Source organism: Actinoallomurus spadix (assembly GCF_024055725.1).
GTDB lineage: Bacteria > Actinomycetota > Actinomycetes > Streptosporangiales > Streptosporangiaceae > Actinoallomurus > Actinoallomurus spadix.
Genome location: NZ_JAMXMX010000035.1, coordinates 1 through 25,941, shown reverse-complemented (window position 1 = coordinate 25,941; position 25,941 = coordinate 1). Strand labels below are relative to the sequence as shown.

The 25,941-nt window shown below is 70.6% G+C and carries 22 protein-coding genes and 2 tRNA genes; 14 read left to right on the top strand and 10 right to left on the bottom strand.

Annotated features, from left to right (window positions below):
• Window positions 1-16: 16 nt before the first annotated feature.
• Entirely contained in the window at window positions 17-2,146 is a 2,130-nt protein-coding gene (gene malQ, locus NE235_RS33685) for a 4-alpha-glucanotransferase (RefSeq protein ID WP_252810308.1), read from the top strand.
• Window positions 2,147-2,244: 98 nt separating this feature from the next.
• Here the strand turns inward: malQ and NE235_RS33680 are convergent, their stop codons facing one another.
• Window positions 2,245-3,285, bottom strand: a complete 1,041-nt coding sequence (locus tag NE235_RS33680; RefSeq protein ID WP_252810306.1) for a hypothetical protein — start codon at window positions 3,283-3,285, stop codon at window positions 2,245-2,247.
• A gap of 468 nt (window positions 3,286-3,753) precedes the next feature.
• On the opposite strand from NE235_RS33680, the gene NE235_RS33675 reads away from it, so the two are divergent.
• Window positions 3,754-4,341 carry a GTP-binding protein gene (locus tag NE235_RS33675; RefSeq protein WP_252810304.1) on the top strand — a complete coding sequence of 196 codons (588 nt, stop codon included), beginning with the start codon at window positions 3,754-3,756 and terminating at the stop codon, window positions 4,339-4,341.
• Between the two features lie 66 nt (window positions 4,342-4,407).
• Here the strand turns inward: NE235_RS33675 and pepN are convergent, their stop codons facing one another.
• Entirely contained in the window at window positions 4,408-6,939 is a 2,532-nt protein-coding gene (pepN, locus tag NE235_RS33670; protein WP_252810301.1) for an aminopeptidase N, read from the bottom strand.
• Between the two features lie 304 nt (window positions 6,940-7,243).
• Between pepN and NE235_RS33665 the strand changes: the two genes are divergently transcribed.
• A complete protein-coding gene (locus tag NE235_RS33665; protein WP_252810299.1) occupies window positions 7,244-7,858 on the top strand; it encodes a mycothiol-dependent nitroreductase Rv2466c family protein in 615 nt (204 codons plus the stop codon).
• Between the two features lie 77 nt (window positions 7,859-7,935).
• Here the strand turns inward: NE235_RS33665 and NE235_RS33660 are convergent, their stop codons facing one another.
• Window positions 7,936-9,039: a Nickel transporter NicT gene (locus tag NE235_RS33660; protein WP_252810296.1), complete on the bottom strand. Its 1,104-nt coding sequence runs from the start codon at window positions 9,037-9,039 to the stop codon at window positions 7,936-7,938.
• 230 nt (window positions 9,040-9,269) lie between these two features.
• Between NE235_RS33660 and NE235_RS33655 the strand changes: the two genes are divergently transcribed.
• Both NE235_RS33655 and NE235_RS33650 read left to right on the top strand, forming a co-directional pair.
• A complete protein-coding gene (locus tag NE235_RS33655) occupies window positions 9,270-10,679 on the top strand; it encodes an aldehyde dehydrogenase family protein (RefSeq protein WP_252810294.1) in 1,410 nt (469 codons plus the stop codon).
• 124 nt (window positions 10,680-10,803) lie between these two features.
• Entirely contained in the window at window positions 10,804-11,274 is a 471-nt protein-coding gene (locus NE235_RS33650) for a ribose-5-phosphate isomerase (protein WP_252810292.1), read from the top strand.
• A 31-nt stretch (window positions 11,275-11,305) separates the two neighbouring features.
• On the opposite strand, the gene NE235_RS33645 is transcribed toward NE235_RS33650, so the two are convergent.
• Window positions 11,306-11,476, bottom strand: coding sequence for a hypothetical protein (locus NE235_RS33645; protein ID WP_252810290.1), 171 nt, complete (start codon window positions 11,474-11,476; stop codon window positions 11,306-11,308).
• Window positions 11,477-11,683: 207 nt separating this feature from the next.
• Here NE235_RS33645 and NE235_RS33640 point away from each other — a divergent pair, with 207 nt between their 5' ends.
• Window positions 11,684-12,802, top strand: coding sequence for a PP2C family protein-serine/threonine phosphatase (locus tag NE235_RS33640; RefSeq protein ID WP_252810288.1), 1,119 nt, complete (start codon window positions 11,684-11,686; stop codon window positions 12,800-12,802).
• Between the two features lie 100 nt (window positions 12,803-12,902).
• Entirely contained in the window at window positions 12,903-13,382 is a 480-nt protein-coding gene (locus NE235_RS33635) for a GNAT family N-acetyltransferase (protein WP_252810286.1), read from the top strand.
• Window positions 13,383-13,466: 84 nt separating this feature from the next.
• Here the strand turns inward: NE235_RS33635 and NE235_RS33630 are convergent, their stop codons facing one another.
• The 3 genes from NE235_RS33630 to NE235_RS33620 all read right to left on the bottom strand — a co-directional run bounded on the left by NE235_RS33630 (window position 13,467) and on the right by NE235_RS33620 (window position 14,860).
• The gene (locus NE235_RS33630; protein ID WP_252810284.1) at window positions 13,467-13,709 is read right to left on the bottom strand and encodes a hypothetical protein; all 243 of its coding nucleotides are present in this window, start codon (window positions 13,707-13,709) and stop codon (window positions 13,467-13,469) included.
• Window positions 13,710-14,026: 317 nt separating this feature from the next.
• Window positions 14,027-14,100 (bottom strand) — tRNA-Gly (locus NE235_RS33625).
• 97 nt (window positions 14,101-14,197) lie between these two features.
• Window positions 14,198-14,860 (bottom strand): hypothetical protein, encoded by a 663-nt coding sequence (locus NE235_RS33620; RefSeq protein ID WP_252810283.1) that lies wholly within the window; start codon window positions 14,858-14,860, stop codon window positions 14,198-14,200.
• A gap of 839 nt (window positions 14,861-15,699) precedes the next feature.
• On the opposite strand from NE235_RS33620, the gene NE235_RS33615 reads away from it, so the two are divergent.
• Window positions 15,700-15,773: transfer RNA gene (locus NE235_RS33615), tRNA-Pro, on the top strand.
• A gap of 100 nt (window positions 15,774-15,873) precedes the next feature.
• On the opposite strand, the gene NE235_RS33610 is transcribed toward NE235_RS33615, so the two are convergent.
• On the bottom strand, window positions 15,874-16,242 hold the full coding sequence (locus NE235_RS33610; RefSeq protein WP_252810281.1) for a DUF3140 domain-containing protein: 369 nt from the start codon (window positions 16,240-16,242) through the stop codon (window positions 15,874-15,876).
• A gap of 267 nt (window positions 16,243-16,509) precedes the next feature.
• On the opposite strand from NE235_RS33610, the gene NE235_RS33605 reads away from it, so the two are divergent.
• The gene (locus NE235_RS33605) at window positions 16,510-16,740 is read left to right on the top strand and encodes a hypothetical protein (RefSeq protein ID WP_252810279.1); all 231 of its coding nucleotides are present in this window, start codon (window positions 16,510-16,512) and stop codon (window positions 16,738-16,740) included.
• A gap of 21 nt (window positions 16,741-16,761) precedes the next feature.
• Here NE235_RS33605 and NE235_RS33600 read toward each other — a convergent pair whose 3' ends face one another.
• Both NE235_RS33600 and NE235_RS33595 read right to left on the bottom strand, forming a co-directional pair.
• Window positions 16,762-17,184 (bottom strand): pyridoxamine 5'-phosphate oxidase family protein, encoded by a 423-nt coding sequence (locus tag NE235_RS33600; RefSeq protein ID WP_252810276.1) that lies wholly within the window; start codon window positions 17,182-17,184, stop codon window positions 16,762-16,764.
• A gap of 261 nt (window positions 17,185-17,445) precedes the next feature.
• The gene (locus tag NE235_RS33595; protein WP_252810274.1) at window positions 17,446-17,823 is read right to left on the bottom strand and encodes a hypothetical protein; all 378 of its coding nucleotides are present in this window, start codon (window positions 17,821-17,823) and stop codon (window positions 17,446-17,448) included.
• A gap of 298 nt (window positions 17,824-18,121) precedes the next feature.
• On the opposite strand from NE235_RS33595, the gene tig reads away from it, so the two are divergent.
• From tig to NE235_RS33570, 5 genes are all read left to right on the top strand, one after another.
• Complete coding sequence (tig, locus tag NE235_RS33590; protein WP_252810272.1) at window positions 18,122-19,543, top strand: trigger factor; 1,422 nt, start codon at window positions 18,122-18,124, stop codon at window positions 19,541-19,543.
• 172 nt (window positions 19,544-19,715) lie between these two features.
• Window positions 19,716-20,354, top strand: a complete 639-nt coding sequence (locus NE235_RS33585; protein WP_308206193.1) for an ATP-dependent Clp protease proteolytic subunit — start codon at window positions 19,716-19,718, stop codon at window positions 20,352-20,354.
• A complete protein-coding gene (locus NE235_RS33580) occupies window positions 20,351-21,037 on the top strand; it encodes an ATP-dependent Clp protease proteolytic subunit (protein ID WP_252810270.1) in 687 nt (228 codons plus the stop codon). Before NE235_RS33585 ends, NE235_RS33580 begins: the two co-directional genes overlap by 4 nt.
• 160 nt (window positions 21,038-21,197) lie before the next feature.
• Entirely contained in the window at window positions 21,198-22,472 is a 1,275-nt protein-coding gene (gene clpX / locus NE235_RS33575) for an ATP-dependent Clp protease ATP-binding subunit ClpX (RefSeq protein ID WP_252810268.1), read from the top strand.
• A 190-nt stretch (window positions 22,473-22,662) separates the two neighbouring features.
• Window positions 22,663-25,248 (top strand): valine--tRNA ligase, encoded by a 2,586-nt coding sequence (locus NE235_RS33570; protein WP_252810266.1) that lies wholly within the window; start codon window positions 22,663-22,665, stop codon window positions 25,246-25,248.
• Window positions 25,249-25,941 lie beyond the last annotated feature (693 nt).

The following is a 25,941-nucleotide window of genomic DNA, read 5'->3' as shown; positions in this document are numbered from 1 at the left end:
GGGCATCGTAGGCATCGTGAGGACCGGCGAGGACGACGGAACCGGGGGAGAGGGCACCGTGGCAGAGGGCACCGAGGACCTGAACGCGCTGGCCGCCGCGTACGGGGTCGAGACCTCCTACATGGACTGGCGGGGCCGGCCGGCCGACGTGCCGGAGACGACCATCACGGCGGTGCTCACCGCGCTGGGCGCGGACGTGTCCTCTCCGGAGGCCGTACGCCGGGAACGGGGGCGGATCGACCGGGAGCGCCGCTCCCGGCTGCTCCCGCCCACCGCCGTCGTCTTCGCCGGAGAGGACCTGCTCGCGGCGGACGACGCCGAGATCCGGGTCGAGCTCGCCACCGGCGGCGAACTCCGCCTCGCCGCCGGGGAGACGGCGCCCGCCGTCGTGACAGGCCGGCCGCCCGCCACGTCGGCGGAGGCCGCCGGGTTCCGCACGGCGTACCCGCTGCCGCCCGGGACACCGCTCGGATGGCACCGGGTGCGGGCCCGGCGCGGCGAGCGGGAGGAGGTCGCCCCGCTCCTCGTCGCGCCGTCGAGGGCACCCGACCCCGGCGGGCGCGCCTGGGGCCTGATGGCCCAGCTCTACTCCGTGCGGTCGAGCCGGTCGTGGGGCATGGGCGACCTCGCCGACCTGCGGGAGCTGGCGACCTGGAGCGGCGGCGAACTCGGCGCGGGCTTCGTCCTGGTCAACCCGCTGCACGCGGGGGAGCCGGCGCCGCCGGTCCGGCCGTCGCCGTACCTGCCGATGAGCCGCCGCTACACCAGTCCGCTCTACCTGCGGCCGGAGGAGGTCCCCGAGTACGCCGCGGCCGACCCGGACGCGCGGCGCCGGATCGACGAGCTCGCCGGGCCGCAGCGGGCCCGGTCACGGGAGACCGGCGAGATCGACCGGGACGCGGCCTGGACGGCGAAGCGCGCGGCGCTGGAGCTCCTGGCCGCGGTGCCGCTCACGCCGGAGCGCGCGGCGGCGTACGCCGCGTTCCGCGAGCGTGAGGGCGAGGCGCTGACCGCCTTCGCGACCTGGTCCGCGCTGGCGGAGGAGCACGGGTCGTACTGGCCGTCCTGGCCGGCCGAGCTGCACGACCCGCGGTCCGCGGCGGTCGCGGCCGAGCGCGAGCGCCGCGCCGGCCGGGTGGAGTTCCACCGTCGCCTGCAGTGGTGGCTCGACGAGCAGCTCGCCGCCGTTCAGGGCGCCGCGCGCACGGCCGGCATGGACCTGGGGGTCGTGCACGACCTGGCCGTCGGGGTGGACCCCGGCGGGGCGGACGCGTGGGCGTACCAGGATCTGTTCGCGTCGGGGATGAGTGTGGGCGCGCCGCCGGACGAGTTCAACCAGCGCGGCCAGGACTGGGGGCAGCCGCCCTGGCACCCGCAACGGCTCGCCGCGGCGGGGTACGCGCCGTACCGCGAGATGCTCCGCCACGTGCTGCGGCACGCGGGCGGGCTCCGCCTCGACCACGCGATGCAGGTCTTCCGGCTGTGGTGGGTGCCGCGGGGCGCTTCCCCGGCCGACGGGACGTACGTCTCCTACCCCTTCGGCGACCTGCTCGGCGTGCTGCTGTACGAGGCGCACCAGGCCGGGGCCGTGGTCGTCGGCGAGGACCTGGGCACCGTGGCGGCGTACATGCGGGACGTGTTCGCCGAGCGCGGGGTGCTCGGCACCTCGATGGCCTGGTTCGAACGCGATGAGAACGGCGCTCCGCTGCCGCCCGAGCGGTGGCGGGAGCTGTGCCTGGCCACCGTGGGCACCCACGACATGCCGCCCATCGACGGGTACCTGAACGGTGACCACATCGCGCTGCGCGAGCGCCTCGGCCTGCTCACCCGGCCCGCGGCCGACGAGTACGGCGAGCTCGCCCGATTCCTGGGCGAGTGGAAGGAACTCCTGACCTCGCTCGGCCTCGACACCGCCGACATGACGGCGGCGCTGCACGCGTTCCTCGCGCGCACGCCGGCGCGGCTGGTCGGCGTCTCGCTGGCGGACGCGGTCGGCGAACGCCGCACGCAGAACCAGCCGGGCACGACGGATGAGTACCCGAACTGGCGGATCCCCCTCGCCGACGCCGCCGGGCATCCCGTGCTGCTCGACGACCTTCCCCGCCACCCGCGGCTGCCGGCCGCGCTCGGCCCCGTCCTCGGCTGACGAACCGCGGGCGCCGCCCGGCCCTCGTCCCAGGCCGGCGCGGTCGTTCGCGCCGCTCGGCTCCGTTCGCGGCCGGCTCGGTCGCCGGCCGCGTTCGGCTAACGATCGAGGATCGCGACGATGTGCGCGGCGACGTCGTGCAGCAGGGTGTCGGGCAGGATCGGGCGCCCGGCGGCCGCGGAGAACAACTCGGGCAGGCCGGGCAGGCAGTAGGCGGTGCCGGGGTCGGTGACCGCGCGGCCGAGCGGCTGGTTGCCGACCGACCGGCGGGTGCGCGCCCACGCCTCCTCGACCTCCTCGGGGCTCGGCACCCCGAAGCCGTGCCCGACCGGCGCCGCGTGGCGCAGCCGGACGAGCGCGCCGTCGGCGAACTCCTGGGCCAGCCGGCATCGGGCGGTCAGGGACTCCAGCACGTCGGAGGACAGGCGCGTGGTCACGTCGCAGGGGGTGCGGCAGGACGCCGCGCAGCGGCCGAGGGCGGACGCGAGCGTGCTGTGCTGCCGGTCGAGGTAGGCCCGCCAGCCGGGGCCGGGCTCACCGGCCACCCGCAGCGCGCGCTCGGCGGCGGACTGCTCGGGACGCGTCAGGTCGCACTCGCGCGGCCGGCCCGGCTCCGGCATGATCCCGAACCTGCTGCCGTCGCCGGCGACCGCCGCCGGAAGCAGCGCCGGGTCGCCGGCGTGGCCGAGAACCGGTTCCCAGGCCAGCAGCGGGAGGTACTCCGAGGCGATGTGCAGGGCGGCGACCAGGGCCGCCATCTCCCGCCGCCGCCAGCGCGCCTCGATCACCTCGAGCAGCAGGCCGTACGCCGGGCGGAGCGTCCGCAGGGCGCCGCGCGTGCGCTCCTTGGCCGACTGCGGCATCCTGCTGGCCCGGGCGCGGGCGAGCAGGTGGTCCGGCACCTTGTGGGCGTCGACGACCGGATCGCCGGTGACCTCCGGGACGCCGAAGTCCTCGGCGTCCAGGTCGATCAGCCGCTGGCCGAACGAGCACAGCAGCCGGACCTCGGCGGCGATGTCCGGTCGCAGCCCCGCCGCCCCGGCCTCGCACAACGCGGCGAGGTCCCCGAAGGCGTAGCGCCTGGCGAGTGTCGTGAGTACTTCCCGTGCCGTCTCCACCCGTTCACTTTGCCATGCCATGGGGGTCATCACCGCCGCCCGCGGCCGGGATTCCCGCGCCGGAGCCGCATCCCCGGTGGGCAGGGCGGGAGCCGGCGGGGATGCGGCGACCCGAACCGCGCAGTTACAAATCCGTATTCCAATTGATGGATCTTGGTTCGCTCTCAGTGAGATCATGTCGGCTGACACGGCGATCGTCCGGTTTCGGCGCCGCCGCAGCGAACAGGTGGCCCGGCCGGCCGCGACGGCGGCCGGGGCGACGGGCCGGGCGGCGCTCCCGCCCAGGCCGGGTGACGTACCGGCGGCCGTCGGGCGACATACCAGCACGAAGGCAGAAAGAGGAGATTTGCTAGTGACGCCGCAGCGGTCCGTTCCGACCGGCATTTCCGACTGGCTGCCCTGGCTCAGCGCAGCCATGGCCCCGGACGCGGACGCCGTCTCCTCGCGCCTCCACCACGGCGCCCGTTCCAATGAAAGCGGGTACTGAAGATGCAGATGGGAACCCAGCTCGCGGTCAAGGTGCTGGTCGCCGGTGGATTCGGGGCGGGCAAGACCACCCTGGTCAACACCGTCAGCGAGATCCAGACGCTGCGCACCGAGGAGATGCTCACCTCCGAGAGCGTCGGCGTCGACGACACCTCCGGCGTCGAGCAGAAGACCACCACGACCGTCGCGATGGACTTCGGCCGCATCACGCTCGGCGACGGCCTCGTCCTGTACGTGTTCGGAACGCCGGGCCAGAAGCGGTTCTGGTTCATGTGGGACGAACTGGCCGTCGGCTCGATCGGCGCGGTCGTCCTCGCCGACACCCGGCGGCTGGCCGACTGCTTCTCCTCGATCGACTTCTTCGAGCGCCGCGGCATGCCGTTCATCGTCGGGCTCAACCGCTTCGAGGGCGCGGCCCAGCCCGACATCGAGGCGGTCCGCAGCGCGCTGGACCTCGACCCCCACGTGCCGGTGATCACCTGCGACGCCCGGGAGCGGGAGTCGGTCAAGCAGGTGCTCATCACCCTGGTCGAGCACGTCCTGGGCACCCGGCAGCGGCAGCGCCAGCGGTCCGCCGCCTACCAGGCCTGATGACACCGCCGACCGCGAAGGAAAGGCCCGGCCGGGGAACCGGCCGGGCCTTCTTCGCGCTGGTGCTCAGGCGCTCTGGCGGTCCTTCTCCCGGGCCCGCAGGGCGCGGGCGACGCCGTCGCGCCCCTCGATGAGGAGGCGGCGCAGGGCGGGCGGCGGGTTCTCCGCCTCGAGGTACGCCGTGGTGCGGTCGATCGTCGCCGGCGAGATCACCAGGAACGGGTAGGCCGTCTCGGCGAATGTGCTGGCCATGTCGCTGGACCACGACGACCAGACGCGGCCGACCTCGGCGAAGTACTTCTCGACGTACGGCTCCAGCAGTGAGGTGTCGTCGGTGTCGACGAAGCCGCCGAGCGTGGCGCGGAACAGCGCGTTCGGCAGCTCGCCGCCGATGATGCGCTCCCACGCCGCGGCCTTGGCCTCGGCCGTCGGGACCGCGGCGCGGCCGGCGACCGCGTGCCGCTCGCCCGCGGCGGTCGCGTCCCGGCGCAGCTCCGCCTCGACCTCCTCCGCGTCCGCCGCACCGCGGACGACGAGCCGGCGCAGCAGCGACCAGCGCAGGTCCGTGTCGACGACCAGGCCGTTCAGGGTCGCGGAGCCGTCGAGGAGACCGCGGACGTACGCGACGTGCTCGTCGGAGGTGGCCACCGAGACGAACGCCTGGGTGTAGGCGAGCTGCCAGTCCGAACCGGCCTCGGCCTCGGTCAGCAGGGTGTGCAGCTCGTCGGCGAGCAGGCGGTAGCCGGTCTCCCGCCACGCCGGGTCGGCGTACTGCGAGGTCGCCAGCCGGGCCTGCCTCAGCAGCGTCTGGGCCACCGAGACGTCGGTGACGCCGCGGATGCCGGACAGCACCAGCCGGACGTAGTCGCGCGCGGCCAGTTCCGCGTCACGGCACATGTCCCAGGCCGCCGACCAGCACAGTGCCCGCGGGAGCCCCTCGGCGATCTCCCCGATGCCGTCGACGAGCGTGCGCAGCGAGTGCTCGTCGAGGCGGACCTTGGCGTAGGTCAGGTCGTCGTCGTTGACCAGCACCAGGTCCGGGCGGCTCTCGCCGACCAGCTCGGCGACCTCCGTACGGGCACCGACGACGTCGAGCTCGACCCGCCTGCGGCGCACGATGCCCTCGCCGGTCCGGTCGTACAGGCCGATCGCCACCCGGTGCGAGCGCAGCGTCGGGTGGTTCTCCGGCGCCTCCTGCAGCACCGCGAACGAGGTGAAGCGGCCCTCGTCGTCGACCTCGTACGACGGGCGCAGCGTGTTGACGCCGGCGGTCTCCAGCCACTCCTTCGACCAGGAGGTGAGGTCGCGGCCCGAGGTCTCCTCGAGGGCGTCGAGTAGGTCGGACAGCGAGGTGTTGCCCCACGCGTGCCGGTCGAAGTAGGCGCGGACGCCGCTGAAGAAGTTGTCACGCCCGACGTAGGCGACGAGCTGCTTGAGGACGCTGGCGCCCTTGGCGTACGTGATGCCGTCGAAGTTGACCTCGACCGCCCGGATGTCGGGGATGTCGGCGGAGATCGGGTGGGTCGACGGGAGCTGGTCCTGGCGGTACGCCCAGGTCTTCCAGAGGTTCGCGAAGGTCGTCCAGGCGCCCGTCCACCGGGTGGCCTCCGACTGGCAGAGCACGCTCATGTACGTCGCGAACGACTCGTTCAGCCACAGGTCGTCCCACCAGCGCATGGTGACCAGGTCGCCGAACCACATGTGCGCCATCTCGTGCAGGATCGTCTCGGCGCGGCGCTCGTAGGCCGCGTCGGTGACCCGCGACCGGAAGACGTAGTCCTCCAGGAACGTGACGCAGCCGGCGTTCTCCATCGCGCCCGCGTTGAACTCCGGTACGAACAGCTGGTCGTACTTGTCGAAGGGGTACGGCCGGGCGAAGGCGCGGCGGAAGAAGTCGAAGCCCTGCTTGGTGACCTCGAAGATCGCGTCGGCGTCGAAGTGCTCGGCGAGACTGGCCCGGCAGTAGGCGCCCAGCGGGATGCGCTGGCCGTCGGCGACGTACTCGTCACGCTCCACGTGGTACGGGCCGGCCACCAGCGCGGTGATGTAGGTGGAGATGCCGGGCGTCGCCGGGAAGTGCCAGCGGCCGCCCTCGGCGCGGTCGGGCGCGTTGTTGGTGATGACCTGCCAGTGCTCCGGGGCGGTCACGCTCAGCTCGAACCGCGCCTTCAGGTCCGGCTGGTCGAAGCACGCGTACATGCGGTGCGCGTCGCAGGTCTCGAACTGCGTGTAGAGGTACGCCTCCTGGTCGACCGGGTCGACGAAGCGGTGGAGCCCTTCGCCGGTGCGGGAGTAGGCGTTGTCGGAGATCACCCGCAGTTCGTTCTCGGCGGCGAGGCCGGGCAGCGGGATGCGGCCCTTCTCCGGGTCGTAGGACCCGGGGTCGAGCGCCCTGCCGTTGAGGGTGATCTCGCGGACCGTCGCGTCGTGGAGATCGACGAAGCTGGACGCGCCGGGCTCGGCGCAGCCGAACCTGATCGTGGTGTCCGAGACGAACGTCTCCGCTCCCGCCGTGAGGTCGAGATCGACCTCGTACGACTCGACGGTCAGCAGCCGGGCGCGCTCCCGCGCCTCATCGCGCGTCAGATTGCCAGCCAAGTGAACTCCTCGCCTCATATCACGACGTCGTGGCCCTACCAACGGTACGGCCCGAGGGCCGGCGGCACGAACGGCGGGCCGCCTCGGCACCCATCTAACCGCGAGTTCACGATCACACCCTCGGATCTGGGCGAACTCCCGGCGGAATGCGGACCGGAACGCGTCGGTTGCCGGTTGGGAGGGTCCGGCGTCGCCGTGACGTCCGGCCCGGTGACACAGACCGGCGGCCTCGGTTCGAGGTCTCGCCGGAAGGTTTACGGGCGGCGGTCCGCGAGGACGTGCCCGCGGGATCGTGGAGGTTGCGTTGACCGAGACCGAGCGCACACCGGTGGACTTCTGGTTCGACCCGAGGTGCCCGTGGGCGTGGATCACCTCACGGTGGATCCTCGAGGTCGAGCGGCTGCGGCCCATCGACGTCCGGTGGCACGTCATGAGCCTGGCGGTGCTCAATGAGGGGCGCGACGTCTCGGAGCACTACGCCGAGTTCCTGAAGACGGCGTGGGGACCGGTCCGCGTCTGTGTCGCGGCGGAGAAGAAGTACGGCGCCGAGGTGCTCGGCTCCCTCTACACCGAGCTCGGCACCCGCTTCCACAACGAGCAGCGGAAGGATTTCGGCCAGGTCATCGAGGACGCCCTCGGGGCGGCCGGTCTCGACCCCGCCCTGGCGGCCGCCGCCGGCACGGACGACCACGACGAGGCCCTGCGCGCCTCGCACGCCGACGGCATGGACCGGGTCGGCTACGAGGTCGGCACGCCGGTGATCTCCGTGGAGGGCGCGTCGTTCTTCGGCCCCGTCGTGTCGCCGATCCCGCGCGGCGAGGCCGCCGCGAGACTCTGGGACGGCGTCCGTCTCGTCGCGGGCACCGACGGCTTCTTCGAGCTCAAGCGCAGCCGCACCCGCGCCCCGATCTTCGACTGACCGAGCGGACCGCCGGGACCGCGCGTCCCGGCGGTTCCGCGTTTCGGCGGTCCTGCGGCCTGGCGGTTTCGTGGTCCTCAGGCGTCGGAGTCCTGCAGGGCGGCCGACCAGCGCTGCTCGATCCGGCCGAACCGCCAGATCGCCAGGGCCGCCGCCCAGGCGACCACGAGGAGGCCGGTGACGACGAAGCCGGCGACGTTGAGGTCCAGATTCGCGATCCAGTCCCAGAAGCCTCCGTGCAGCCCGAACCGGTCCTGAGCGACCTGCAGCAGCTCCGTACCGCCGATCACGAAGGCGAACGCCACCGAGATCCCGGTCAGCACGATGTTGTAGAAGATCTTGCGGACGGGGTTCGAGAACGCCCAGCCGTACGCGAAGTTCATGAACGTGCCGTCGATGGTGTCCCACAGCGACATGCCGGCCGCGAAGATGACCGGCAGGCACAGCACGGCGTACCAGGGGAGGGAGCTCGCGGCGGCGGCCGAGCCGGCGAGGGCGAGCAGGCCGACCTCCGTGGCGGTGTCGAAGCCCAGCCCGAACAGGAAGCCCAGCGGGTACATCTGCCACGGCTTGGTGATCGCCTTGGTGAAGCGGCCGAGGAAGCGGTTCATGAACCCGCGGTTGTTCAGCTGCTCCTCGAGCGCGGCCTCGTCGTAGACGCCCGCGCGCATCTCGCGGAACACCTTGATGATCCCCATGAGGATCACCAGGTTGATGATCGCGATGATGGCGAGGAAGGTCCCGGAGACGGTCGGGCCGATCGTGCCGGTGATCTGGTGCAGTCCGGAGTTCTCGTCGGAGACTCCGTTGGACAGCGCCTTGACGCCGAAGCCGAGCAGCAGGCAGGCGACGAAGACCACCGAAGAGTGCCCGAGCGAGAACCAGAACCCCACGGAGACCGGGCGCTGGCCGTCGGACATCAGCTTGCGGGTGGTGTTGTCGATCGCCGCGAGGTGGTCCGCGTCGAACGCGTGCCGCATGCCCAGCGCGTACGCCGTCAAGGCGATCCCGACGCCGAACAGCTTCCCGTTGCCCAGGTGGTAGTGACCGGGAACGACGAGGAGCAGCAGGAGCCCCCAGCCGACGACGTGCAACAGCGCCACGAAGCCGGCCATCCCGGCGAGGCGACCCCACTCCGCCCGGCCCAGCCGGGTTCGTGCCGTGGACCGCACCGTCGTCATCCATCCTCCTCGTGCCGGCCGTGAGCGCGGGAAGGCGCCCCTTCCGCCATTCAATCCCTATTGCAAAACACTTGCAACAGCCGCTCATATGCCGGCCCGGCCCCCGCCGGTCCCGAGCGCCGATCGGGAGCCGTCGCCGATCGGGGACCCGGCGGTGCCGCCACCGGGGACCCATATCCCTCACCTGGACGGTTGGTCGGTGCCCGGCGACCGGGGGAAGGATGAATGACATGCGCGATGTGATCTATGTGGGCGGGGCGTGGGCGGACTCATCGGCCACGGCGACGATCGACGTCATCAACCCGGCGAACGAGCAGGTCATCGACCGGATACCGGAGGGCGCCGCGGCGGACGTCGACCGTGCGGTGGCCCAGGCGTGCCGGGCACGGCGGGACTGGGAGGCGACGACGCCGGAGGAACGCGCCGCATACCTCCGCGCGATCCTGACCGGCATCGAGGCCCGCCGGGACGACCTGGCCCGGATCATCACGACCGACCTGGGCGCCCCGTACGCACTGGCGCAGAAGGCGCACGTCGGCACGCCGATCGCGGTCCTGACCGCCGTCATCGACCTCCTGGAGACGTACGACTTCGCGGGGGAGCGCTGCGGCAACTCGGTGATCGTCCGCGAGCCCGTCGGCGTCGTCGGCGCGATCACGCCGTGGAACTACCCGTTGCACCAGGTCGTCGCCAAGGTCGGCCCCGCGCTCGCGGCCGGCTGCACCGTCGTCCTGAAGCCCAGTGAGGTCGCGCCGCTCGCCGCGTACGCGCTCGCCGACATCATCGACGAGGCCGGCCTGCCGCCGGGCGTGTTCAACCTCGTCGCGGGGACCGGCCCGGTCGTCGGCGAGGCGATCGCGGCCCACGAGGACGTCGACATGGTGTCCTTCACCGGCTCCACGCGGGCCGGGCGGCGCGTCGCCGAACTGGCCGCCGCGTCCGTCAAACGCGTCGCGCTCGAACTGGGCGGCAAGTCCCCGAACCTCATCCTCCCGGACGCGGACCTTCCCCAGGCCGTCAAGGTCGGGGTGGCCAAGGCGTTCGTCAACGCGGGGCAGACGTGCAACGCCCTGAGCCGCATGCTCGTACCGCGCGCCCTGTACGACGAGGCGGTCGCGCTCGCCGCCAAGGCCGCGGAACGCCACACGCCCGGAGACCCGTTCGAGGAGGGCACCCGGCTGGGCCCGCTCGCCTCCCGCGCCCAGCTCGACCGCGTCCGCGATTACATCGACACGGGCGTGGAGGAGGGCGCGCGCCTGGTGACCGGTGGCGCGGAGAGCTCGCTGCGCCCCGGCTACCACGTGCCGCCGACCGTCTTCGCGGACGTCACACCATCGATGACGATCGCCCGTGAGGAGATCTTCGGCCCCGTCCTGTCGATCCTCGCCTACGACTCCGAGGACGAGGCCGTGCGCATCGCCAACGACACGCCGTACGGTCTCGCGGCGGCCGTGTGGTCGGCGGACCGCGACCACGCCGTCGCGGTCGCGCGCCGGATCAAGGCCGGTCAGGTCGACATCAACGGCGGCCGTTTCAACCCGTCGGCGCCGTTCGGCGGATACAAGCGGTCCGGCCTCGGACGCGAGCTCGGCCGCTACGGGCTGGAGGAGTTCCTGGAGGTCAAGTCACTGCAGTTCTGAGCGGCCGGCGGGCCCGAGGGGGCCCGTGGGGCCGAGCGGCCCGGCCGGGACCGCTCCCACGCCCGCCCGCCGCCTGGAGGCCCCGGCCGCACGGCGGGCGGTACCGACCTGACAGACTTTGCGCATGCGCGTCTTTCTCGGTTCCGACCACGCGGGCTACGAACTCAAGCAGCACTTGATCGGATGGCTCACCGAGCACGGGCACGAGCCGGTCGACTGCGGGCCGAAGGACTACGACCCTCAGGACGACTATCCGCCGTTCGTCATGGACGCGGCCGCCCGCACCGCCGCGGAGCCCGGATCACTCGGCGTCGTCATCGGCGGCTCCGGCAACGGCGAGGCGATCGCGGCCAACAAGGTCCCCGGCGTACGCGCCGCCCTGGCCTGGAGCGAGGAGACCGCGCGGCTCGGCCGTCAGCACAACGACGCGAACGTCATCAGCGTCGGTGCGCGGATGCATACCACCGACGAGGCCACCCGGTTGATCGAGATCTTCCTCGGCACGCCGTTCTCCGGCGAGGAGCGGCACGTCCGGCGCATCGCCATGCTGACCGCATACGAGCAGACCGGAGACCTGCCCCGCCTGCCGGACTGATCCACGCGGCGGGGTCGGTACGGCCGGGGAATCAGAGGCGGGCGGCGCGGCGTTTCGCGAGCCGGCGCTTCTCTCCACGGCGGGGCTTGACGGGCTGGGACGGAGCGGCTGCGTTCCTCGGCGCCTCGTCCTCCGAACGATCGCGCGAGACGTCGCGGGCCCGCATCGCCGCGTCGACCGTGACACGCATGGCCTGTCCCATCCGTCACCTCCGAAAAGATCTGTGATCCGGTAGATCTCCCCTGGATGAGCGGCCCGAAAACACCCGCGCGGCGGCACGCCCGCGCCTCCGGCGTCCGCGGAGGGCGCACGGGCGTACGGCACAACGGCGTTTCGGACGGCCGAGACACAGGTCCGGGCCACCGCGCGTCAGCATGGATCACGCGATGCTCGATACAGTGCCCGCATCATGCTTCATCGCCTGGTCCAGCTCCTGCCGCCGAGGGTCCGCGCGTTCCTGCGCCGGATCCCCGTCCTGGTGCGGCTGTACCAATGGCTCCAGCGCGGCCAGCTGACGCAGGATCGCAACGCTCTCGCGGCCCTCGTCACCGTGACCGTCGTGATCGCCGTCTCCGCGCCGGCGTCGCAGACCTGGTTCTCGCCCAGTGCCGTCGTCCTGACCGTGCTGGCCGGCGGTCTCCTGCTGCGCGTCCGCAGTCTCCGGATCCTTCTGGGCTTCGTTGCGGCGGCGCTGCTGTACGACGCGATCGCCATGGGCTTCTCACGCGTCGGCCCCGGCGTCGTCGGCACCATCATCGTCACGGCGGTCCTCGCGACGGTGCTGGCCCGCAGCCGGGAGCAGATCGGCGTGAAGGGCCTGCGCGGCGAGCTGATGCTCCTCGAACTGCGCGACCGGCTGCGCCGCCACGGCGAGATGCCCGCGCTGCCGAGCGGCTGGGACTCCAAGGTGGTCCTCCTCCAGGCCGGCGGCTCGTCCTTCGGCGGCGACTTCTTCGTCTCGGTCTGCCGTGACGACACCCTCGAGGTCGCCCTCGTCGACGTGTCGGGCAAGGGCGTCGACGCCGGCACGCGCGCGCTCATGCTGTCCGGCGCCTTCGGTGGCCTGCTCGGCTCCGTCGAGCCCGAGAGGTTCCTCTCGGCCTGCAACGCGTACCTCCACCGCCAGCGGTGGGACGAGGGGTTCGTCACCGCCGTGCACCTCACCATCGACCTGCGGACCGGCGAGTACGTCGTCGAGTCGGCGGGCCACCCGCCCGCCGTGCAGTTCGATGCGGGGAGCGGCACCTGGCGGGTCAGCTCGGCCAAGGGCATCGTGCTCGGCGTCGTTCCCGAGATGAGCGCCGAACCCGAGCGTGGCCTGCTCCGCCCCGGCGACGCGCTGCTCCTCTATACCGACGGCCTGGTGGAGGCGCCGGGCCGTGACCTCGACGCCGGCATCGACCGGCTGCTCGGGGCCGTCGAGCGCCTCGTCCCCAGCGGATTCCGCGAGGGCGCCACCGAGCTCGTCACCGAGATGGCCGCCGCCCGCGACGACGACTGCGCGCTGGTCCTCATCTGGCGCAAGTGACGGGCCACCCGGGAGCCTCCCGGACGGGTCCCCGGCGCGAGTCACCGATCCCGGGCCGTGCCTCCACGTCACCACGGCCCCGACCTGGCAGTCTGCGACTATGAGCACTGTCACACTGCAACCGGTCGACGAGAACCTGTTGCCCGGGTTGCTCGAGCTCGCGGTCACCGACACCGACCCGTACGAGGTCGTGTCCGGCGCGTCCGAGGCGCCCGGATGGACCGCCGAGCGCCGCGCCGCCTTCCAGGAGACCCACCGGCCGGCGGGCGGGGCGGCCTACGCGGTGCTCGTGGACGGCCGGCCGGTCGGCGGCGCGCGCATCACGCCGGCCGAGGCGCCAGGTGCGTTCCAGGCGTACGTCTGGCTCGCCCGCTCGGCCCGCGGAAAGGGCTACAGCACGAAGGCGTTCTGCCTGCTGATCGACGAGGCCCGCGCGCACGGAGCCAGCGCGATCATCGCCGAGACCGGGATCTCCAACCTGCCCGCCGTCTGCATGCTCCGCTCCCTCGGCGCGACCGTGTGGGAGGACCCCGACACCGGGTCGGCGCACGCCACGCTCCGCGTCGGCGAGAGCGACTGACGGCGCCGTCCAGGGGCACGTACGCATGGCGCGCCCGTACGAACCGCCATCCGCGGGCTCCTGCGGCTCAGTTCACGGCGCGGCTCACCCGGAGTCGACTCTCGCACCGGCGATCAGGAACCGGAAGCCCGCCGCCTCAGGGGCCGTCCGGAGGTCGCAGACGGCCTCGAACAGGTGCCCTCCCGAACCGGTCCAGACTTCTTCACGGCCGTCGCTCGCCTCGACGCGCCAGTTCCCGGTGTCCTCCCTGACCGCCCTGACGGACCACGACTCCACGTCCCCGTGCGGGGTGAGCACAGAGATCGTTTCCCTCAACTCACCGGCCATGCGTACGACCTCCGATCTTTCAGGTCTCCTCCCGGCATCCGCATACTTCCTTGCCGCCGGTGTGCTCGGACAGAGGGGACGAATCGGACGAAGCATGGTCCACTGCGGTGGCATGGTGACCACTACGGCGGCGAAGTAGGGGTCTCGGCCCGCACCTCGTTCAGCGCGGTGCTTCTCGTGCCACGCGGTACGCGGACCGCAAGCCCGCTACATCGCGGACCCGATCGGGCACGGAGCGGGCAGCGAAGCGGGACAAGGCCTGGTTGAAGATCGAAGGCCCAGGTCTCCGGATGTCGGATGACCTGGGCCTTCGTGGTTGGAGCGGGCGACGGGAATCGAACCCGCGTAGCCAGTTTGGAAGACTGGGGCTCTACCATTGAGCTACGCCCGCGTGCGCCGGAGAACAGTGGACGACCGCCGATCTCACAACGTCCCTCGCGTAGCGTACCGGTTCCCGAGCCCCGGTTGTGCACGCGCCAACGGTGATCCTATGCACGGCTCGCTTCCGACCCCCGATCCTGCCGCGGTCGTGTGCGGCGCGGTCTGCGGCCGGCGGACCGGTCACCGGCAGGCCTGGCGCGGGTGGGGCGGGCGGCCGCGCCATCGTCGGTGAACAGCTGGGCGAACTGCGCGGGCAGCCGCCGGAAGAGCCGGGGTGTGCCGAGCGTCAGGACGTAGCCCCAGAGGATCATCAGGTTGCGGCAGCGGTCGTGCACCTCAGCGTCCGCGACGTTGACGATTGCGAGGACGAACAGCGTCAGCTCGCCCAGGAGGAGGACCATTCCCCATCCGGCGAGCCCGACCAGGCCCCAGAGCACGACGGACGGCGGCAGGCGCAGACCGGTGATGTGGAGGCCGTCGTGGCGGGCCTCCGCCAGCCACCATCCGGTCCCGCTCGCTCCGAACAACCCGCCGGCGACGTACACGACGCCGCGGTTCCGCCGGGGACGGGGGCGGGCATGCCGGTGCCGCGTGGACGAGGCCGCGCCTCCCTTGGTGGTGGCCGGCGTCCGCTCGTCCCTGACGGCCGGTGCCGGTCGTCTCCCCTCGCCCGTCATGGCCTGCGACGGAGGCGGCCCGGCCACGGCGGCGGCCGGGCCGCCTCCGGTGTCGTTCACGATGGTCGGAGACCGTGGTGTCAGGTCATCCATGGCGGCCTCCGGTGGTCGCGCGCGGTCCGCCTCGGCCGGAAGCGTGAAACCTCCGACCGGTGGACCGCCGGTGGCGTACCGTAGGGCGCGATGGCAACCCGTGACCGCCATGAGGTCGGCTCAATGGCGGTATAACGCGCGAAATAGCCATTTCGTGGACTCCCGCGAGCCTTGTCTGTTTCCCGAAACCGGCAGGTTCGATGGAGGAGGGGGCCGCCCGCGTCTACCGCCGGCTGCGCCAACAGTCCCCGGTCGGAGATGGGGGCGGCCCTGATGTCTTTTCTGTTGTACGACGTCCTCCGGCGCCGGTCGTGCTCTTCGGCCACCGCCGGCTCGGCGTTCGCTCCTCGTACGGCGGGGCCGTTGAAAAAGATCTCGTAACGCCTTCAGGGCGCTCTTCCTTATTACCGGCAGTGACGACCGAGGCGCCGGAACCTGCGGCGGACGCGGGGCTCCCGGCCTCACGGTCGTGTGACGTGTGCATTAGAGTAGCTGATCAGAGGTGCTTTGCGACCACCGTGGACGCATTAATTGATCGCACCATTAATAAGATCACTTTTAGCGTCGGCGTGGTTACCGAATGTGAATACCGCCTGGTGACAATCCGGGCGAAGTGCCCCGGCCGTGTACTCGGCGCGGTGGCCGATGACCCGCCGACGCATTCGCGGAATTGGCGCCGAATTCCTATTGGCCCGATATTTCCGGGCGGTGTGGAGGCATGGCCGGCGACCGCTGGGGCGGAGGTGTCGATCTCTGTCCGCCCTCGGTGGGAGTGTCACCGTCCGTGAGAACGACGTGGCCGCCGGGAAGGACGGCTTTTCGGTACACTCGGTGACTCACGGGCTGTAGCGCAGCTTGGTAGCGCACTGCGTTTGGGTCGCAGGGGTCGGGAGTTCGAATCTCCCCAGCCCGACATCACGCTCCGATGAGGAACCCCCGGGCGGCAGGCCCGGGGGTTCCTCATCTCATCGGATCGCCGCGGATCTCATCGGGTCACCGCGGCCGGTGCCGGCTCACGGCAGATCGCCGCTCCCGTGCGGGTCCGGCTTGAGCGGGTCGTGCCCGAGGGTCATCAGCTCCCGGCGCCATGCGTCGTCCGCCGCGCCTCGCCCCGGTGGCGACTCCAGCCGCCGGGTCACCTCCTCGACCGTGCGCCGCATGTTCCGCAGGTCGTCGTCGGTCAGGTCCACCTTGCGCTTACCGAGGATCTTCACCACCTCGGTCCCGAGTCCGAACCAGAGCCGGTCGGGATCGTCGGGGAACGCCTCCTCGCCCGAGGTGATGGTCAGCAGCCAGGTCCGCAGTTCCTCCGAGGTCATGTTGACCACCCGGTGGAACTCCTCCCACAGCGTCCCGACCTCGGGAGCGGTACGGTCAGCCACGCTTCCTCCTCCGTCGTAGACGTCTACCTCGGAGTCCGCCCTACCCGCCCGGCACAGAACATGCGGCCCGCCGGCCACGGACCCCTGCGAGGGTGCCGCCCGCCAGGTCACCGTCCGGTCGAGGTCGCCGGCGGCCGCCCCGGTCGTTCCGGCGGCCGAGCGGCGGGGGCGGCCACCTGCGGGAACTCCCTCCGGCTCCGCTTCGACCACCGATCGACGGGGAACCGCTTAGGACATGGCGGTATGACGAGACTCGGGGGGATTGTCATGGCTCACTGTGATGTCTGCGGCAATGAGTACGACAAGGCGTTCACCGTGATCACGGCGGACGGGGCGTCACGCGTGTTCGACTGTGTCGAGTGCGCCGCGCACGCGATCGCTCCGGTGTGCGAGCACTGCGGCTGCCGTGTCCTCGGGCACGGCGCGGAGGCCGGCGACCGCATCTTCTGCTGCGGCGCGTGCGCCCGGGCGGTCGGCCTCGAGAAGGTCCACGCCTGAGCTGGAGGCGGGCGACGGCCGTCAGGCCGCCTTGGGCAGCCGGCGACCGGAGATCAGCTCCGGCGTGATGGCGATGAAGTGGTCCTGGGCGGTCGGCGCCCACGTGCGCAGCGGCAGCCCGCGAAGCTCGGAGAGCTCGCCGTTCTCCGAGACGATGCGGGAGTGCCCGACGATCACCACGGACCAGCCGGTACGGATCGCCGGGTCGAACTCGTCGACCTCGAACGCCACCACGGCGTTACGGGCCGCCGCCGCGAGCTTCGACCCGGACGACGTCCGGATGATCACTTCGCCGTTGGCCATGAGGAAGTTGACCGGCTGGATCGCCGGGAGCGCGCGATCGGTGAAGACGATCCGGCCGAGCGGGACCGCGTCGATCAACCGACGGCATTCCTCCTCCGTCAGGATCTCCAGGCCACCGGAGTCGTACACGGCATCCCTCACCCAGGGTCCACGACATGCATGCGTACACGGTAACGACGGCCGGCTGAGCCGCGGCGAGGCGAAGATCCCCGGATCGGGGGACCAAGGTCCCTTGTTCCGATCATCAGCGGATCGCGGTACGGCGCACGGTCTCCGCCCGCCGATCGCCGTACGCCGCGTACCGTCAGTGGCCGTCCGTACGCCGCGTACCGTCGGCGATGACCGTACGGCGTGTGACGTCGCGGGCCACGATGCGCGGCGCCGTCCTCGGGAACCGGCGGGTCAGGAACCGGCGCAGGTGTGCCTGAGGTCGTTCGTGGCGGAGATCAGCGCGGACGAGTCGACGCTCGACCCGGTGCCGTCCGCGGCGGCCTTCACCTGCCGTCCGAGCTGGTCGAGGGCGCCGGCCGCCCTCTCGGCGGCCTTGCGCAGGCGCCCGTCCGTTCTCCCGGCCTGGGCGCGGAGGGTCGCGGCGCCGGAGGTGTAGGTCCGCGCGACGCGGGCCGGGTCGTCCACCTGCGTCATGGCCTGCTGCCGGATGCCGCCGAGGGTGCTCTCCAGCCGGCCGCACGCCTTCTTGTCCACTCCGCCCCCGCACGCGACCAGGGACAGGGCCAGCGTGCCGAGCAGGCACACGCTGAGGAGGCGGGGCGGGAGCATCACAGCATCATGGCAGGACATTTACTTTTCGTGGGTGCCTCGTGGCGCCCACCTTGGCGATCCTCGTGCTGAGGTACCCGATGGCGGCCGGGCGCCCCTCCGGAATGAGCGCCCTTTCGGAATACTTGGGCGCACATTGCCGCCCCGACTGTCCCCGGACATGGCGGAACACCATAGACTTGGCGCGCGAAGGCGCGCGGTGCCCGCATTCGGCGTGCCCGCGACCGGCTGACAACGCCGCCGCCCACGACATCCAACGTGAAATCCGTGCCGCGGCCGGATCAAGGAGACCGCCCCAGTGAAGACCGATGTTGAGGAGCTGAGCCCGACCCGGGTCAAGCTCACCGTCGAGGTGCCTTTCGACGAGCTGAAGCCCAACCTCGACAAGGCGTACAAGGAGATCTCGCAGCAGGTCCGCATCAAGGGCTTCCGCCCGGGCAAGGTGCCGGCCCGCCTGATCGACCAGTACGTCGGACGGGGCGCGGTCCTGCAGGAGGCGGTCAACGACGCGCTGCCCGACCTGTACGGTCGCGCCGTCCAGGAGAGCGAGGTCTTCGCGCTCGGCCAGCCCGACGTGGAGATCACCGAGCTGCAGGACAACGAGCAGTTCGCGTTCACCGCCGAGGTCGACATCCGGCCGAAGTTCGAGGTGCCGGACTACGACGGCCTGGAGATCACCGTCGACTCCGTCGAGGTGACCGACGAGGAGATCGAGCAGACGATCTCCAACCTCCGCGAGCGCTTCGCGACGCTGACCAACGCGGACCGGCCGGCGGAGGAGGGCGACTTCGTCTCCATCGACCTCGCCGCGAAGATCGATGGTGAGGACGTCGAGGACGCCCGCACCACCGGCTACTCCTACGAGGTCGGCAGCAACTCCTCGATCGACGGGCTCGACGAGCAGCTCGTCGGCATGAACGCCGAGGAGTCCAAGACCTTCACCTCCACCCTGGTCGGCGGCGAGCACGCCGGCGAGGAGGCCGAGGTAACGGTCACCGTGCAGAGCGTGAAGATCAAGGAGCTGCCGGAGTTCGACGACGAGTTCGCCCAGCTCGCGAGCGAGTTCGACACGATCGAGGAGCTGCGCGAGGACGTCCGTAAGCGGCTGGAGCAGCAGAAGCGCGCCCAGCAGCTCGGCCAGGCCCGCGACAAGGCGCTCGAGGCGCTCATGGACAAGCTCGACATCCCGCTCCCGGAGAGCGTGATCGAGGCCGAGATCCAGCGCCGCAACGAGCAGCTCGACCAGCAGCTGCAGATGTACGGCCTGGACCGGGAGAAGTACCTCGAGCAGCAGGAGCAGAGCGCCGAGGAGTACGACGAGGAGCTGAAGAAGGACGCCCGTGAGGCGGTCAAGGGCGGCTTCATCCTCGACCAGCTCGCCCTCCAGGAGGAGCTGACCGTCGAGAACGAGGAGCTGACCGAGTACGTCGTCTCCAACGCCCTGCAGATGGGCGTGCAGCCCGACGTCCTGGCACGGCACCTGACCGAGAACAACCAGATCCCGGCAGTCGTGTCCGAGGTCCTGCGCAGCAAGGCCCTCAACCTCGTCGTCGAGCACGTCAAGGCCAAGGACGAGGACGGCAACGAGGTCGACCTGGCCGCGCTGCAGCGGGGGCTCGCCGGTGAGGACGAGGCGGAGGCCGCCGAGGCTCCCGAAGCCTCCGAGGCCGCCGAGAGCACCGAGAGCGCCGAGGCGGAGAACGAGAAGACGGACGCCTGAGCAGGCTGAATTTCCGGACGGGCCGGCGCCTCTGGTGCCGGCCCGTCCGTATTCCCGGCTCCGGCTTCCACGCCGAAAGCGAACAAGCCGCCCCGAGGGCTTAACCCTCCGCTCCAGCGCGTTAATGTCGCAATCAACCGACCACGAACAACGAACCGGAGCAGGTGACGCAGTGACCACGCCTCCGACCTTCGACCGTCCGGCGCGCGTAGATGCGCGTACGGCCGAGGCGCCCCTTCTGCCGTTGGGGGACCAGCTTTATCAGCGGCTGCTGCGCGAGCGCATCGTCTTCCTCGGTCAGCAGGTCGACGACGACATCTCCAACCGCATCTGCTCGGAGCTGCTGCTGCTGGCGGCCGAGGACTCCCGGCGGGACATCTACCTCTACATCAACTCGCCGGGCGGCTCCGTGACCGCCGGCATGGCGATCTACGACATGATGCAGTACGTCCCGAACGACGTCGCGACGGTCGGCATGGGCCTGGCCGCCTCGATGGGGCAGTTCCTGCTCTGCGCCGGAACGCCGGGCAAGCGCTACGCCCTGCCGCACGCGCGCATCATGATGCACCAGCCGTCCGGCGGCATCGGCGGCACCGCGGCCGACATCAGGATCCAGGCCGAGCAGATGCTGTACGTGAAGACGACGCTCGCCGAGCGCATCGCCTTCCACACCGGCCAGCCGCTCGAGCAGATCCAGACCGACTCCGACCGCGACCGGTGGTTCACCGCGGAAGAGGCGAAGGACTACGGCTTCATCGACCACGTCGTGCACAACGCCAACCAGGTCGCCTCGGAAGGCGCGGTGTCATGACTTTCGACCCGAGGGGACTGAACTCCGTGAACCACGAGATCCGGGCCGGCCTCCAGCCGGTGGAGAGCCGGTACATCATCCCGTCCTTCGTCGAGCGCACGACGTACGGCGTCAAGGAGATGAATCCGTACAACAAGCTCTTCGAGGAGCGGATCATCTTCCTGGGCGTGCAGATCGACGACGCCTCGGCCAATGACGTGATGGCGCAGCTGTTCACGCTGGAGTCCATCGACCCCGAGCGTGACATCAGCATTTACATCAACTCGCCCGGTGGCTCCTACACCGCCATGACGGCGATCTACGACACGATGCAGTTCGTCCGGTGCGACATCCAGACGGTGTGCATCGGTCAGGCCGCGTCGGCGGCGGCGGTGCTGCTGGCGGCCGGGACGCCCGGCAAGCGGGCCGCGCTGCCGCACTCGAGGATCCTGATCCACCAGCCGGCCACCGAGGGCGGCTACGGCCAGGCCAGCGACATCGAGATCCAGGCGAACGAGATCCTCCGGATCCGTGAGGAGATGGAGACCATCCTCTCCAAGCACAGCGGCCAGGACGTGGAGAAGGTCCGCCGGGACATCGAGCGCGACCGTTTCCTCACCGCGGAGGAGGCCAAGACGTACGGTCTGGTCGATGACATCATCGCCAGCCGCAAGAAGCGTCCTTCCGAGGTAGTGTCGTCATAGGTGGCCCGTGGGTGACGCCCCGGTGTCCGCCAGATTGACCACGCCAGAGGGCGCACTCACCCTCCAGGAGACGGTAACGTCGAGACACAACGTCGAGAGCCTCAGCACGCTCCCTCGCCCCGCTCACAGCGGGTGAGCGGCCCCACGAAAAGGAGACAGGGTGGCACGCATCGGCGACGGTGGTGACCTGCTCAAGTGCTCGTTCTGCGGAAAGAGTCAGAAGCAGGTCAAGAAGCTCATCGCGGGTCCGGGCGTGTACATCTGCGACGAGTGCATCGATCTTTGTAACGAGATCATCGAGGAGGAGCTCTCCGAGTCCTCCGATCTCAAGTGGGACAACCTGCCGAAGCCACGGGAGATCTTCGAGTTCCTGGACTCGTACGTGATCGGGCAGGACAAGGCCAAGAAGGCCCTGTCCGTGGCGGTGTACAACCACTACAAGCGGATCCAGTCGGGCAGCGGCGGCAGGGACGAGAGCGTTGAGCTCGCCAAGTCGAACATCCTGCTGCTGGGCCCGACCGGTTCCGGTAAGACGCTCCTCGCGCAGACGCTCGCCAAACTGCTCAATGTTCCGTTCGCCATCGCCGACGCCACCGCCCTGACCGAGGCCGGCTACGTCGGAGAGGACGTCGAGAACATCCTGCTGAAGCTGATCCAGGCCGCCGACTACGACGTCAAGAAGGCCGAGACCGGCATCATCTACATCGACGAGGTGGACAAGGTCGCTCGCAAGAGCGAGAACCCCTCGATCACGCGGGACGTCTCGGGGGAGGGCGTCCAGCAGGCGCTGCTGAAGATCCTGGAGGGCACGACCGCGAGCGTTCCGCCGCAGGGCGGCCGCAAGCACCCGCACCAGGAGTTCATCCAGATCGACACGACGAACGTGCTGTTCATCTGCGGTGGCGCGTTCGCCGGTCTGGAGAAGATCGTCGAGCAGCGCGTCGGCAAGCAGGGCATCGGGTTCAACGCGGTCCTGCGCACCAAGGACGACGGTGAGGACAGCGCCGACCTGTTCGCCGACGTCATGCCGGAGGACCTGCTGAAGTTCGGCATGATCCCGGAGTTCGTCGGCCGGCTGCCCGTGATCACGAGCGTGCACAACCTCGACCGTGAGGCGCTGATCAGCATCCTCACCGAGCCGCGCAACGCCCTGGTCAAGCAGTACCACCGGCTGTTCGAGCTGGACGGCGTCGACCTGGAGTTCACCGACGACGCCCTCGAGGCCATCGCCGACCAGGCGATCCTGCGCGGCACGGGCGCCCGTGGCCTGCGCGCCATCATGGAGGAGGTCCTGCTCTCCGTGATGTACGAGGTGCCGAGCCGCGCCGACGTCGCCCGGGTCGTGATCACCCGGGAGGCCGTGCTGGAGCACGTCAACCCCACCCTGGTCCCGCGCGAGCGCACCAAGCGCGAGCCGCGCGAGAAGTCGGCCTGACCGCCCGCCTCTCCGTCTCCGGAGAGGCGGCCTCCGGTCCGTACGCTCCGGTCCTTTCCGGCACGCGTCTCTGATCTGACGGCGGGACGGTGAGCGCGCCGAAGCGCCGATGGGGCGATTGTTACCAAGGGGGAATCCGGATCCGCGGGCCGCGGCCACGGAGCCGCCGGAACATCCCTAGACTTTTCGCGTGACTTCCCGTGCTGACCTGCCGACTCAATACACTCCGGCCGACGTCGAGGGGCGGCTCTACGAACGCTGGATCGACGGCGGCCACTTCACCCCGGACGCCGTACCCGGCAAGCCCCACTTCTCGATCGTCATCCCGCCGCCGAACGTAACGGGTTCGCTGCACGTCGGCCACGCGCTGGACCACTCGATCCAGGACGCGCTCATCCGCTGGCAGCGGATGCGGGGCGCCGCGACGCTGTGGCTGCCCGGAATGGACCACGCCGGCATCGCCACCCAGAACGTCGTCGAACGGCAGCTCGCCAAAGAGGACCTGTCCCGGCACGACCTCGGCCGCGAGGCCTTCGTCAAGAAGGTCTGGGAGTGGAAGGCCGAGTCCGGCGGCAAGATCCTCGGCCAGATGCGCCGTCTCGGCGACAGCGTCGACTGGACCCGCGAGCGGTTCACGATGGACGAGGGCCTGTCCCGGGCCGTGCTGACCATCTTCAAACGGCTGTACGACGACGGGCTGATCTACCGCGCCGAGCGCATCATCAACTGGTGCCCGCGCTGCCTCACCGCGCTGTCCGACATCGAGGTCGAGCACTCCGAGGACGAGGGCGAGCTCGTCTCGATCCGGTACGGCGAGGGTGACGCGTCGATCGTGGTCGCCACCACCCGGGCGGAGACCATGCTCGGCGACACGGCCGTGGCCGTGCACCCCGACGACGAGCGGTACACCCACCTGGTCGGCACCGAGATCGAGCTGCCGCTGACCGGCCGCCGCATCCCGATCGTCGCGGATGAGCACGTCGACCCGGCGTTCGGCACCGGCGCCGTCAAGGTGACGCCCGCCCACGACCCGAACGACTTCGAGATCGGCCGCCGGCACGACCTGCCGTCGATCTCGGTCATGGACGAGCGCGGTGTCATCACCGCGCACGGCCCGTTCCAGGGACTGGACCGGCTCGAGGCGCGCCCGGCGGTCGTCGGCGCGCTCCGCGAGCAGGGCCGCATCGTCGCCGAGAAGCGGCCGTACGTCCACGCGGTCGGCCACTGCTCCCGCTGCAAGACGGTCGTCGAGCCGCGGGTGTCGCTGCAGTGGTTCGTCAAGGTCGCCCCGCTCGCCAAGGCCGCCGGTGACGCCGTCCGGGACGGCCGCGTGCGGATCGTCCCGCAGGAGATGGCGCCCCGCTACTTCGAGTGGGTCGACAACATGCACGACTGGTGCATCAGCCGCCAGCTGTGGTGGGGGCACCGCATCCCGGTCTGGTACGGCCCCGGCGGTGAGATGACCTGCGTCGGCCCCGGCGAGGAACCGCCGGAGGGCTGGACGCAGGACACCGACGTGCTCGACACGTGGTTCTCCTCGGCGCTGTGGCCCTTCTCCACCCTGGGCTGGCCCGACGACACCCCCGAGCTCCGCGCGTTCTATCCGACGTCCGTGCTGGTCACGGGCTACGACATCCTGTTCTTCTGGGTGGCCCGGATGATGATGTTCGGGCTGTACGCCATGGACGGCGTCGAGCCGTTCAAGGTCATCGCGCTGCACGGCATGGTGCGCGACCAGTTCGGCAAGAAGATGTCCAAGTCGTTCGGGAACGTCGTCGACCCGCTCGACTGGATCGACCGGTACGGCGCGGACGCCACCCGCTTCACCCTGCTGCGCGGCGCCAACCCCGGCAGCGACGTCGCGGTCAGCGAGGAGTGGGCCCAAGGGTCCCGCAACTTCTGCAACAAGCTCTGGAACGCGACCCGCTTCGCACTGCTGAACGGCGCCACGAGCGTGGCGGGCGGCGTCGGCGCGGTCGGTGAGGGCCTGCCCGAGGACCTGACCGTGGCGGACCGCTGGATCGTCTCCCGGCTCTCGACGGTGGTCGCCGAGGTGGAGACGCACTTCGAGCGGTTCGAGTTCGCCAAGGCGTGCGAGACGCTCTACCACTTCGCGTGGGACGAGTTCTGCGACTGGTACGTCGAGCTGTCCAAGGTGCCGGGGATGAGCACCGACGCCTCGGCGGTCCTGGGGCACGTGCTCGACGTCCTGCTGCGCCTGCTGCACCCGCTGACGCCCTTCGTCACCGAGGAGCTCTGGACGGCGCTGACGGGCGGCGAGACCATCGTCGCGGCGTCCTGGCCGCGTCCGGGAGGCTTCGCCGACCCGGACGCGGAGGCGGAGATCGCCGGGTTCCAGCGGCTCGTCACCGAGGTCCGCCGGTTCCGCGCCGACCAGGGACTCAAGCCGGGCCAGCGGGTCGCCGCGTCCCTGGAGGGCATCGACCCGGCGTACGAGGAGGCCGCCCGTACGCTCCTGCGGCTGACGCCCCCGGAGGACGGCTTCAGCCCGACCGCGTCTCTGCCCGTGGACGGCGTGACCGTACGCCTCGACACCGCCGGTGTGATCGACGTCGCGGCCGAGCGCGCCCGGCTCGAGAAGGACCTCGCCGCCGCCCGCAAGGAGATCGCCCAGGCGGAGGGCAAGCTGGGCAACGAGCAGTTCATGGCCAAGGCCCCGGAGAAGGTCGTCGCCAAGACCCGGAGCCGTCTCGAGCAGGCCCGTACGGACGTGGCACGGCTGGAGGCCCAGCTCGCCGCTTTGCCGAGCGCCTGACCGTCCTTCACGGCACCGGAGCCGCCGAGCGCCGTCCCGAGGCCGGCTCTTCAGACCCCCGGGTCTGGAGAGCCGGCCTCGGCCGTGTCCGGAACCGCCCCGGGAATGTTCGGCGTCTCTGGACCGTTGGAATCCTTGGTCGCCACGGTGGGGGTACATCCCGCAGTGACCGGCGGCGACCCGTGGGGCCGCGGATCGTCAAGTTGTTCCAGCGGCAGGGGTTTCGGCCGAGGACCACTGGGGTAGAAGCAGGACAGCGAACCTGACCAGCGGATTCTTGCGTGCCGGTGGCGAGATTTGACCTTGCTGCCGTGGGCACGTAGAGTTCCTCTTGCCCGCAGGGGAGCGGGACGCCGAGAGGCGGCCGGCCCCGCGGAAGACACCCCACACAGGATCTGGTGGCAGAGGCATCTCTGGCAGCGGGTAGGGTGGGGCGTCGATCCGGTCGAGTACGTGACGCCAGTCGGCGGCGCGGTCACCGGGAGCCTTCCAGGGAAGAGTGCGAAGTCATCGACTTCGGTGCTTTAAACTGGGTGGACGCCGAGAAGTTATCCCGAGTCGGTCAATTCGACAAAGGAAAGCAAATCGGTAAGATTGAGGAAATGCCCCGGACGGGAAACTGGAAACAGGGTCCTGATGGTGTGTGTCCGTTTCTTGAGAACTCAACAGTGTGCTAAAAGCCAGTGCCTTTAT